This is a genomic window from Kribbella sp. NPDC056345 (genome assembly GCF_042262745.1).
Taxonomy (GTDB): domain Bacteria; phylum Actinomycetota; class Actinomycetes; order Propionibacteriales; family Kribbellaceae; genus Kribbella.
In genome coordinates this window covers 216741-227890 of sequence record NZ_JBHJQQ010000009.1, presented here as the reverse complement: position 1 = coordinate 227890, position 11150 = coordinate 216741, and the positions used below count along the sequence as shown (strand labels likewise).

The following is an 11150-nucleotide window of genomic DNA, read 5'->3' as shown; positions in this document are numbered from 1 at the left end:
GGTGGGTGGGCGGCGCGCTGAGCGTGACGGAGGCGCCGGAAGGCGGTTGATGGGGGGATACGTCCTGTCCTTCGGTACGGTCGGGCGGTGAGCGTGTTGTTCTCGGTTGCGGCCGACAGTTATGACTGGGCTGTGCGGGAGATCCGTGGGGAGTTCGGGAAGGTGCCGATCCAGCGGGTCGGGGCTGATATCGGGCGGGTGAGCGGGCCCGCGGTGCAGGAGCTCGCGGAGGCTTGTGACTCCGGGCGGATCATGTTCGTCCGGCATCTGACGAACGAGATCGGGAGTTTCGACGAGCTGCCGCCTGGTTACGAGCTCGCGGAGCTGATTCTGGGTGAGCTGCCGGAGTATCCGAAGGCGCTCGCCGTGCAGGCGTGGACGGATCGGGCGGGGACCGGCGGGTCGTACTTCCACCGGATCGAGGAGGCGCTGACCGAGCGCGGGGTGGGTGTCACGCGTTCGGGCCAGAAGTGGGTCGTCTCGTGTTTCGAGAGTCCGCGGACGATCCTGCTCGGCGTGAACCGGCTCGCGGACAGCTTGTCGGACTGGCCGGGTGGCCGAATGCGGCTCGCGAGGGGCGAGGAGCGGGTGTCGCGGTCGGAGTTCAAGCTGGAGGAGGCGATCGCGACCTTCGGGCTGGAGTTGCCGCCCGGCGGGAAGGCGGTCGACCTGGGTGCGTCACCGGGTGGGTGGACGCGGATCCTGCGGGAGCACGGGCAGGAGGTGTGGTCGGTCGACCCGGGCTACCTGGACGTGCGGCTGCTGCGGGACCGCGGGATCCATCACGCGGAGACGACGGCCGGCCGGTTCTTCGCGGAGAACCGGATCCGCTTCGATGTCGTGGTGAACGACATGCGGATGGACCAGATCCTGAGCGCCCGGATGATGATCGACGCGGCCGCGCACCTACGCCGCGGTGGGCTGGCGGTGGTGACCCTGAAGGGTGGCGGGAAGAACCCGCTGGACGGCGCCCGGCGCGGACTCGACGTGCTGCGGGCGGAGTACGACGTACTGCACGCGCGCCAGCTCCATCACAACCGCAACGAGATCACGGTCGTCGCCAAGCGCCGCTGAACATGACAAGGCGCCCCGGGTCGAACCCGAGGCGCCTGGATCAGCCCTACACGGAAGGGGGTGCGGGTGGCGAAGCCCCCGCCTGCGGCAAGCGAAGCGCCGCCGCACAACACGACGAGGAGCCACGCCGAAGCGCTACAGCGCGAGCATTCCTCGCCAGCTCCGAGTCTTCAGGTCAGCCGACGACGCGCTGGACCTTGCCGGCCTTGATGCAGGAGGTGCACACCTTCAGGCGGGTCGGGGTGCCCTTGATGATCGCCCGGACCGGCTGAATGTTGGGGTTGAAGCGACGGGGCGTACGCGCCTTGACCCGCCGGATCATCGCGCCCTTACCCAGACGGGCAACGCTCTTGCCAAACATCGGCTGCTTGCCGCAGACATCGCAAATCTTAGACATGATTCTCCGTGTTCAGGGTCTTGACACCGACAGACCATGTTACATGGGTGTCAGGGCTCGACCAATTCGGTCAACCTACGCTCGCCACGCAGTGAGGTACGCCACTTCTTCGTCGCTCAGCGACACCGTCAGACCTGGTGTCGAGGTCCGCGTCTCACTGATGTGCCGAGGCCCGATCAACGGGAACACCGGGTACGGCTGATGCAGCAACCAGGCCAGTGCGATCGCGGTCGGCTCGACTCCCTTGGCGGCCGCGAGCTCCCGGGCCCGGTCCAGTCTACGGAAGTTCTCGTCGGAGTAGAAACAGCGGACCAGTTCCTCGTCCGAGCGGTCCTCCGGCTTGGCCCGTCCGGTGAAGAATCCGCGGGCCTGGCTCGACCACGGGAACAGCGCGACCTGCCGGTCCCGCAACCATGCCTGCGACTCATCGTCCGACACATGCCGGCACCCAGCCCACGGTACGTCGTACGCCCGGGCCAGGCTCAGGTGGTTGCTGAGCAGCGTGAACGGCTGCTTCCCGTTGGCCGCCGCATAAGCGTTGGCCTCGTCGAACCGCTCCAGCGACCAGTTCGAACCGCCGAACGCCTTGAACCGCCCCGCCCGGAACTGCTCGTCCAGTACGTCGACGAACTCGCCGACCGGGATGTCCTCGTTGTCGCGGTGCATCAGGTACAGGTCGACGTGGTCGGTCTGCAGCCGTTCGAGGCTCTCTTCGAGCTGCCGGGTGATCGACGCCGGATCGCAGTGCGGGGTGTGCGCACCCTTGCCGATCACAACGACCTCGTCGCGGTTGCCACGGGTCTTGATCCACTGCCCGAGCAGCTTCTCGCCGTACCCGCCGCCGTAGATGTAGGCGGTGTCGAACGTCGTCCCTCCGCGCTCGACGAAGTCGTCGAAGACCGTGGCGGCGTGGCTGATGCTGTGCTGGTTGTCGACGCCCATGACGAGCCGCGACACCTGCTTGTCCACACCGGCGACGGTCCCGTACTTCATCGGCGCATCGGCCCGCTTGGCCAGCGGCCGACCGCTCGCCGTCGGGACCGCCGCGTCGTCACGCTCACTCGCGTACTGCTGACCGATCGCCTTCCGCCAGGCGTCCTGGACCGTCAGGTTGCCGAGGGTGTCGGCCCAGTTCATCTCCGGCGCCTGCCGCTGCGAGATCGCGGCGGCGACCGCCTCGGCCTCGGCCGCGTAGATGAGCGCCGGCTCGGCGGAGATGTCGCGGATCTCCTCGCCGACCTTGTGCAGGGTGACGTGGGTCGGCTTGCCGTCGCCGCCGAACCACGGGTCCTCGACGATCAGGTAGCCCTTGCTACCGACGATCCGGACCTGGTTCTGGTCGCCGAGGCGGACGCCGGTGGTGACGTGCGCGGTGACGCCGCCGTCGAAGAACAGGGTCGCGGCTGTCCATTCGTCGGCGCCGGTCTCGCCGACTGTCCCGACCGCGTTCACGGCTGCGGGTTCGGCGTACGGGAGTCCGCTGTCGGCACCCGCGATCAGGCGCGCGTACGAGACCGGGTAACCGCCGACGTCCAGGATGCCGCCGCCCGCGAGCTCGTCGGCGTAGATCCGGCTGGTCGGGTTGAAGGAGGCGTTGAAGGCGAAGGTGGCCTCGATGTGGTGCACCTTGCCGAGCTCGCCGTCCCGGACCAGCTGCGCGACCAGCTTGGTCTGCGGGAGGCAGCGGTACATGTACGCCTCCATCAGGAAGACGTCGTTGCGAACGGCGGCCTCGATGATCGCCTCGGCCCAGGCCTTGTTGATCGCCAGCGGCTTCTCGCACAGCACGTGCTTGCCGGCGTCGGCCGCCTTGATCGCCCATTCGGGGTGCATCGGGTGCGGGGTGGCGACATAGATCGCGTCCACGGTCTCGTCGGCGAGCAAGGCGTCGTACGAGCCGTGCCGGTTCGGGATGTTGAAGCGCTTGCCGAACTCGTCGGCCGAGGCCTGCGACCGGCTGCCGACCGCGACCACCTCATTGGTCGGCGAGGTCGGCACCTGGTCGGCGAACCGGGACGCGATGTTGCCGGTCCCGAGGATGCCCCAGCGGAGTTTGCTGTCAGTCAAAGGAGATCCCTAGTCAGTTTTGTGTGAGGTCAGAACTTCATCGCACCGGCGGCGAGGTCGGCGATGAACGAACGGGCTCCGATCAGAAATACCCCGATCAACGGGATCACACTCATCAGCGCACCCGCCATCACCATCGAGTAGTCGGTGCCGTAGATACCGTTCAGCTGGTCGAGGGCGACCTGCAGCGTGAGCCGGTTCGGATCCGTCATCACGATCAGTGGCCACAGGTAGTCGTTCCAGACGTTGATGAAGGTGAAGATGCCGAGGAAGGCCAGGCCCGGCCGCAGCACCGGCAGGCCGACGGTGAGGTACTGCCGGAAGAAGCCGGCCCCGTCGACCTTGGCGGCCGAGATCAGTTCGTCCGGGATCGCGCCGGCGGCGTACTGGCGCATCCAGAAGATGCCGAACGCGTTCGCGGCGCCGGGGATGATGAGCGCCTTCAGCGAGCCGATCCAGCCGAACTCCGCCAGTGTCACGAACTGCGGCACCAGCGACAGCTGGGCCGGGATCATGAACGTCGCCAGCAGCAGCCCGAAGAGGAACCTGCGGCCGGGGAACTCGTACTTCGCGAACGCGAACGCGGCCAGCGAGTCGAAGAACAGCACCAGCACGGTGACGGAGACCGAGGCGATCAGCGTCAGCAGCATCGAGCCGAAGAAGTCGACGTTGTCGAGCACCTTGCCCATGTTCTCGAACAGGTGCGAACCGATCAACAGCTTCGGTGGGTAGGCGAAGATGTCGGGCGTGGTGTTGGAGGCCATCACGACCATCCAGTAGAACGGGAACAGCGAGACCGCGACGCCGAGCATCAGCACGACGTGCCCGACGGTGGTGCGCAGGCGCTCAGCGGGCGTCATCTGCCGCCTCCTTTGCCTTCTGTACGGCGATCTTCCGGTCCGCGCGGCGTTTGGCGCGACTGGTCAGGCGTTCGGAGTCGTTCCCGCCGATCAGCCGCCAGTTGATGATGCTGAACAGCACGATCAGGATGAACAAGGCCCAGCCGATCGCGGCGCCGTACCCGAACTGGTTCTTGATGAACGCGCTCTGGTAGAGGTACGAGACGATCGTCATGCCGGCGTCACCCGGGCCGCCGATGTTGTCGGTGTCCCCGAACAGCACCCGGGACTCGGTGAAGATCTGCAGCCCGCCGATCGTCGAGGTGACCGCGGTGAACAGGATCACCGGCCGCAGCATCGGCACAGTGATCCGCCAGAACGTCTGCCGCGGGCTGGCGCCGTCGACCTTGGCGGCCTCGTAGACATCGGCCGAGATCGCCTGCAGTCCGGCCAGGAAGATGATCGCGTTGTAGCCGACCCAGCGCCAGGTGACGATGGTGGCGATCGCGATCTTGATCCCCCACGGCTGCGTCAGCCACTCGACCTTGCCGAGCCCGATCGACTGCAGGAACGCGTTCAGCAGGCCGAAGTTGTTGCTGAAGATCGACCCGAAGACCAGCGTGACGGCGACCACCGAGGTGACGTTCGGGATGAAGTAGGCGATCCGGTAGAAGGTGCGGAACCGGGTCGCGTTGTGCAGCGCGTTCGCGATCACCAGCGCCAGCAGCAGCATCGGGACGGTCGACAGCACCCAGATGATCATCGTGTTGCCGATGGCTTTCCAGAACGTCGGATCGCCGAGCAGGTAGCTGTACTGCTCGAGCCCGACGAACTTCATCGGCCCGATGCCGTCCCAGGAATGGAACGAGATCCAGATCGAGAACAGGATCGGGAACGCACCGAAGATCGCGAACAGGATGAAGAACGGCGAGATCGCGGCGTACTGCGGGAACGCCTGCTTGAAGCGGTTCGGCGGCTTCTCGGCGGTCTCCTCACGTGCTTGCACGGGTGCCGGGAGGGCCTTGGTGACAGCCATCTCAGATCGCCCCCGCCCGGGTCAGTTCCCGCTCGATCTGGTGCTGCGCATCACTCCAGGCCAGGTCCGGCGACTTGCCGGCGGTCTCGACGTTGACCAGCTGGGCACTGAGCGGCGAGCCGATGATCGAGTCGTACGGCGAGAAGTAGGCGCCGGGGTACTTCTTCGCGGACTCGGCGAACACGTCGACGATCCGCTGCCCACCGAAGAACTCGTCCGGCGCGCTCAGCCGGGGGTCGGTGTAGGAGGCCGGCGTGGACGGGAACAGCACCGGGTCGAGGAAGGCCTGGGCCTGGTTCTGCGCCGACTCCAGCCAGCTGATGAAGGCGAAGGCAGCCTGCGGGTTCTTGCAGTACTTCGTGATCGCGAGGAAGGAACCACCGCGGTTGCCGGGTCCGCCCGGGGCCGCTGTCACCCGCCACAGCCCCTTCGTCTTCGGGGCCGCGTTCTTCGGTCCGAGCTGCGCCCACCAGACCGCAGCGTTGAACGCGACCAGCTTGCCGTTCGTGACCACGGCATCCGCATCGGTCGACCCGCTCTGCGCGTTGGCCGACAACCCTTCCTTGACCACTCGTACGGCGAGATCGAACGCCTCCCGGACGTGGTCCTGATCGCCGATGTACTGACCGTCCACGGTCATGTACCGCTTCGGCTGCTGGGCCATCCGGTAGGCGAAGATGCTGTTCACGTTGTCGGTGATCGAGGATCCGGGGACGGCCTGCTTGAGCTTCTTGCCCAGCGCGATGTAGGTGTCCCAGTCCGGCGCCTGCGCGGCAACCGCGGCCGGATCGATGTCGATCCCGGCCTTCTCGAAGATGTCGGTGCGGTAGAACAACGCAGTCGGGCCGGTGTCCATCGGATAGGCCATCATCTTGTTCTGCGGGGTGACGCCGAGTTTCCACTTCCAGGGCAGGAAGTCGCTCTCGCGTTCCTTGGCACCGAGCTCGTACAGGTCGTGGAACTGGTCGGCGTTCGGGAAGTACGTCGCGACGTCGTCGTTGACCGCCACGATGTCGGGAACCAGCGACTTACCGGCCAGGGCGGTCAGCACCTTGGTCTTGTAGTTGCTGCCGATCCGGGTCATCGACAGCTTCAGGCCGTCGTACCCGGGAATGCCCTTCTCGGCCTGCCCGATCAGGTCGTCGTTGACGGACCCGACCCAGGTCCACATACTCAGCTCGTTCGCAGCCCCCAGCGAGCTGCGGGAACCACACCCGGTCAGCCCAGCGGCAGCGGCGGCGGCACCAGCTGCGAGGAACGTCCTTCTGCTCAGCGGCATACGCCTCACCTGGCATCTCTGTTGGATTTCGCCGGAAGGTGTCCAACTATGTTTACGTAGCCATTAGGTAAGCGCATACCGGCTTAACCGGTCAAGGGGTAGGGCTGACAGGATGGTTTCCATGACGCCCTCGATCACCACCGTCCTCTTCGACGCCGATGGCGTCATCCAGCGTGGCACGCACGACTGGGCCGCCCGGCTGCACGGCATGGTCGACGGCGACGGCGAGGCGTTCGTCGAGGACCTGATGGTCTCCGAGCGGCCGGCGATCGCGGGTAAAGAGGAGTTCCCGGACGCGCTGGCCGCCGCACTGCGCCGGTGGAACGTGACGGCCACGCTCGACGAGGCCATCGAGCCGTGGAGCTGGTTCGCGGCAGACCCGGTCGTCATCGCCCTGATCCAGGACCTCCGCCAGGCAGGCATCAAGTGCCACCTGGCCACCAACCAGCACGCCTACCGCCGAGCCATCATGAACGACGAACGCGGGTACGCCGCCCTGTTCGACCAGTCCTTCTACTCGTGCGACCTGGGCCTGGCCAAACCGGACCCCGCCTACTTCCGCGCCATCCTCGCCGCCACCGGCGCCCCCGCCTCCTCGGTCCTCTTCATCGACGACATCCCCGCCAACGTCGAAGGCGCCCGCTCCGCCGGCCTCCACGCCGAGGTCTACGACCTCGCCACCGGCACCGACGTGCTAACTGAGCTGCTGGGGAGTTACGGCCTGCCGATTTCGACCTGAGGGCTTGTCGGCTCCAAGCGCGTGTGGCATCGTCACGGCCAATTGACAACGTAGGACAGTCACCAGCCGCTCCTGGAGGCATCACATGTCCGATCTTGGCCGTCTCAGTCGTCGCGCTGCCCTCGGGCTGGGGGCAGGTGTGGGGCTGGGGCTGGGGCTCGGGTCCACCGTTCCAGCCTCGGCCGCCGGGGCGTCGGCGTACCCGAAAGGTCAGCGGCCGCAACTCCTGACCGTCTTCGACGAGAACTCGCTGAGCCTTCCCGAACGGACGCTGGCGACCACACTGCAAGGCCTGCTGGCACGACGTGGCCCCGAGACGCTGTACCTGAACCTGCCGTCGCTCGGGTACCAGTTCTGGCTCGACGATCTCGTCACCCGGTACGGCGTCCGGACCCGCGAAAGTGACCTGTGGACAACTGTCCGGAGGTCCGGTGTTCGCGGATATGTTCTCTTTCGAGCGGGCACCGCATCGGTCAACGTCGCGACCACACTTGCCGGCGTGACCGGTGCGGTGGCGATCGAGGAGAGCCTGGAGGCACTCGCGATCCGGAACGGACTGCGCAAGGTGCTGGACGTCCGCGGCAAGGACGACCGCTGGGTCGTCGACAACTACTGGCACCGGCTGCGGCACGACGTCGCGATCGAGCAGAGAGGAGACATTCCCGAGCGGCTGCGGGACTACGTCACGATGGCGGGGACGCTCGCCTTCTTCGACGGCAACTCGGCCTTCCGGGCCGAAGTGGTCGGCAAACTGACCGATGACGCCACCGTCATCGGCTGGGGCGACGCGTCCGACGGCGAGGACAAGTTCATCGGCCCCAACTCCGACGCCGGCGCCAAAGCGCTCCCGGCCGACCACGCCCGCAACCTGTCGGTCCTGTCGGGCATCCGCAGCAACCGCCTGAACCAGCGCGGAGGGGGTGGGGGGAGGGCCCTCGAACCGGACCCGGATGCCCACTACGTGACGTTCCTGATCACCGACGGCGACAACATCCAGTGGATGCTCGGCGACTTCCCCACCGACCGCCGCTGGTTCGGCAGCCCGCACCGCGGCAAGGTGGACCTCGGGTGGGGCATCTCGCCGTCCCTGATCGATCTGGCTCCGTCGGTGATGCGCTGGTACTACGACCAGTCCGTCAAGGACCGCTGGGTCGTCGGCCCGTCGGGCGGCGGCTACATGTATCCGAGCCGCTATCCGGCACCGGCCCTCGAGAAGCACACCTCCTCGCTTGCCGACGCGATGGGCCGCGCCGATCTCTCCGTCGTACAGATCATCGACTTCGACTCGTTCGAGAACACCGAACTGTGGTCGTCCTACCTGAAGCGACGCGAGATCGACGGCCTCATCTACCTCGAGTACTCCCGCTACGACAGCCACAAGGGCAAGGTCGTCTGGGCCGACGGCAAGCCGGTGATCTCGGCGCGCACGATGCTGTGGGAGGGTCTCGACGGCGCCGACGAAGCGTCAGTAGTTGCCGAGCTCAACAATGCTCCCCGCGACCCGCACTCCGCGGCCGGCTACTCGGTCGTCCTCTGGCACGCCTGGAGCAAGTCGGTGGACGACGTGATGACCGTGGTCGACGGCCTCGCCCCACACGTGAAGGTGGTCCCGCCGGACACCCTGGTGAAGATGGTGGGCCGGCACGCCAGGCCCTGACTCCAGCCCGGCGGACGCCCAGGCCATCACAATCGACCGGCACCCGCGTGCCCACGCGGGCGATCGGCCGAGGGGATCAGTTGTGATGGGCTGGCGGTCCGCTGCGGACCGCCAGCACGGTCCAACGGTGCGCGGCGGCCTTGTTGACGCTCAGTGCCCTGCCCGGACGACAAAGGAACGGGTTGGACGGTGGTGCAGGTCCGGCGTAGGGGCCGCCCCCTTGGCGGAGGCGGCGTTGTTCCAGACGGAGGCGCCGTAACCGGAGGGGCCGAAGCCCCGGTCGAACTTCAGGCTGGGCTCGCCGCCCTAGACCAACCGTTTCAGTCTGGGGCGAAGGTCTGCGCGGCGGGAGGTGGCTGTGCTTCGACTGAGGAGGAACAGGGTCAGCAGGAGGGGGATGGTGATGAGGTAGGCGAGGCGGAGGTTGACCAGGCGGGCCAGGGCGGCCAGGGCGGCTGGGGTGATGAGGATGGCGGTGCCGGAGGCCAGCGCGCCCAGGGCGGCCAGGCGGGTGGGGCTGAGGCCCGGCATCGCTACCAGGGCGGCGAGGGTGACCGGGTAGAGCGGGGCTACGCCGATGCCGGCGAGGATCAGGCCGACGGCGATCAGGGCGGGTGCGTTCAGCAGGCTGACGAGCAGGGTGCCGACGATGGCGAGACTGCCGCCGATGACGACCGGGGGCAGCGACCGCCAGTGGACCGGGCCGATCGCCCGTCCCACGGCCATGCCGATCGGGAAGCTGCTGCCGAGCAGGGCTGCGACGGCGAGCGTCAGGCCGGAGTCGACCAGGCGGGCCACGGCCCAGACGACGAAGCAGAACTCAACGCCGACGGCCAGTACGACGCGCAGCCAGCCGAGGCCGACTGTCCAGCCGACCGCGTGGCCGGTGGGGGCTTCGGAGAAGACGGGCGGTACGACGTCCGGGCCTTTGACGGTGGCCAGGACGAGCAGGGGCGGTACGGCGACCAACATGGCGACCCGGCCGCTGATTCCGAGCGCGTCGACGAGGCCGATGGTCAGTGGCGCGAGGATGCCGGCTGCACTGGCGACTGCGTTGACGCGGCTCAGACGCGCGGCCGCGGTGGGGCCATGGAGCATCAGGGGCGCGACCAGCACCAGCAGCGCACCACCTAGCCCGACACAGAGCCCGCCGACGACCACAACGACGTACACGGGAGCCAGTGCGAGCAACGCGCCACCGGCTGCGCAGACGAGTGAGCCGACGCGCAGTACGACGTCGATCGACCAGGAGCGCAGTAGCGCTGGGCCCACCGCGGCGATGATCACCAGACCGACTGCGAAGGCCGATGAGAGCAGCGCCAGCCGACCGGTGGGCTCGTCGAGGTCGCGGGCGAGGATGGCCACGCACGCGCCGAGGCCGGCGAGCAAGAAGCCCATCGAGGAGAGGCCGACCCCGATCTGGAGCTGCTCGGAGCGGGCGGTCATTCGGTGAACAGCTGGACGAGGTGGTGCAGGTCAGGCAGCCGGATGTCGGCCGGTACACCCTTCAGCCCGGCGGTGGTCGCGCCGGACGCACGTCCGGCGGCCAGCCCGACCAGGGTGTCCTCGACGACCAGGCAGTGCTCGATCTCCACGCCCACGAGCTCGGCCACGCGAAGGTAGCCCTCGGGATCGGGCTTGCCGTGGGCGACGTCGTCGATGGTGACGAGGATCGAGGGCGAGATGCCGGCCGCCTCAAGGCGGACCTTGGCCAGCCGGTTCGGAGCGCTCGTGTAGACCGCCCAGGGCAGACCGAGGCGCTCCAGGGTCGCGATCAGCTCGTGCGCACCCGGAGTCGGGACGACATCGGACACGTCGTCGCACTCGAGCTCGAGGACGCGTGCACCCGCGACCGCACGCTCGGAGTCGGACACGTCGGGCAGGAACTGAGCGACGGTCGCGGCCGCCGGGTTGCCGTGCGCGACCGCCAGTACCTCAGCCGGCGAGAGGCCGTACTCGGTCGCCCAGGTGCTCCAGCTCCGGTCGACGACCGCATCGGAATCGACCAGTGTGCCGTCCATGTCGAACAACACAGCGCGGATGTCCCGGATCTCCACGACCC

Annotated in this window: 10 protein-coding genes; 3 read left to right on the top strand and 7 right to left on the bottom strand. The window is 67.6% G+C overall.

Annotation, left to right across the window (positions count from 1 at the left end; genetic code table 11):
* Positions 1 to 87: 87 nt before the first annotated feature.
* The gene (locus tag ACFCV3_RS30085; protein WP_376035517.1) at positions 88 to 1074 is read left to right on the top strand and encodes an SAM-dependent methyltransferase; all 987 of its coding nucleotides are present in this window, start codon (positions 88 to 90) and stop codon (positions 1072 to 1074) included.
* A 175-nt stretch (positions 1075 to 1249) separates the two neighbouring features.
* On the opposite strand, the gene rpmB is transcribed toward ACFCV3_RS30085, so the two are convergent.
* The 5 genes from rpmB to ACFCV3_RS30060 all read right to left on the bottom strand — a co-directional run bounded on the left by rpmB (position 1250) and on the right by ACFCV3_RS30060 (position 6692).
* A complete protein-coding gene (gene rpmB / locus ACFCV3_RS30080) occupies positions 1250 to 1471 on the bottom strand; it encodes a 50S ribosomal protein L28 (RefSeq protein ID WP_376035515.1) in 222 nt (73 codons plus the stop codon).
* A 75-nt stretch (positions 1472 to 1546) separates the two neighbouring features.
* Positions 1547 to 3538 (bottom strand): aldo/keto reductase, encoded by a 1992-nt coding sequence (locus ACFCV3_RS30075; protein WP_376035513.1) that lies wholly within the window; start codon positions 3536 to 3538, stop codon positions 1547 to 1549.
* A 29-nt stretch (positions 3539 to 3567) separates the two neighbouring features.
* Positions 3568 to 4398 (bottom strand): carbohydrate ABC transporter permease, encoded by an 831-nt coding sequence (locus tag ACFCV3_RS30070; RefSeq protein ID WP_376035511.1) that lies wholly within the window; start codon positions 4396 to 4398, stop codon positions 3568 to 3570.
* Positions 4385 to 5413, bottom strand: a complete 1029-nt coding sequence (locus ACFCV3_RS30065) for a carbohydrate ABC transporter permease (protein WP_376035509.1) — start codon at positions 5411 to 5413, stop codon at positions 4385 to 4387. Before ACFCV3_RS30065 ends, ACFCV3_RS30070 begins: the two co-directional genes overlap by 14 nt.
* A 1-nt stretch (position 5414) precedes the next feature.
* Positions 5415 to 6692: an ABC transporter substrate-binding protein gene (locus ACFCV3_RS30060; RefSeq protein WP_376035507.1), complete on the bottom strand. Its 1278-nt coding sequence runs from the start codon at positions 6690 to 6692 to the stop codon at positions 5415 to 5417.
* 121 nt (positions 6693 to 6813) lie between these two features.
* Between ACFCV3_RS30060 and ACFCV3_RS30055 the strand changes: the two genes are divergently transcribed.
* Positions 6814 to 7431, top strand: a complete 618-nt coding sequence (locus tag ACFCV3_RS30055; RefSeq protein WP_376035505.1) for an HAD-IA family hydrolase — start codon at positions 6814 to 6816, stop codon at positions 7429 to 7431.
* 85 nt (positions 7432 to 7516) lie between these two features.
* A complete protein-coding gene (locus ACFCV3_RS30050) occupies positions 7517 to 9088 on the top strand; it encodes a GxGYxYP domain-containing protein (RefSeq protein WP_376035503.1) in 1572 nt (523 codons plus the stop codon).
* A 306-nt stretch (positions 9089 to 9394) separates the two neighbouring features.
* Here ACFCV3_RS30050 and ACFCV3_RS30045 read toward each other — a convergent pair whose 3' ends face one another.
* Together ACFCV3_RS30045 and ACFCV3_RS30040 are read right to left on the bottom strand one after the other, a co-directional pair.
* On the bottom strand, positions 9395 to 10534 hold the full coding sequence (locus ACFCV3_RS30045; RefSeq protein WP_376035501.1) for a sugar MFS transporter: 1140 nt from the start codon (positions 10532 to 10534) through the stop codon (positions 9395 to 9397).
* Positions 10531 to 11145 carry an HAD-IA family hydrolase gene (locus ACFCV3_RS30040; protein ID WP_376035499.1) on the bottom strand — a complete coding sequence of 205 codons (615 nt, stop codon included), beginning with the start codon at positions 11143 to 11145 and terminating at the stop codon, positions 10531 to 10533. Before ACFCV3_RS30040 ends, ACFCV3_RS30045 begins: the two co-directional genes overlap by 4 nt.
* Positions 11146 to 11150: the final 5 nt, after the last annotated feature.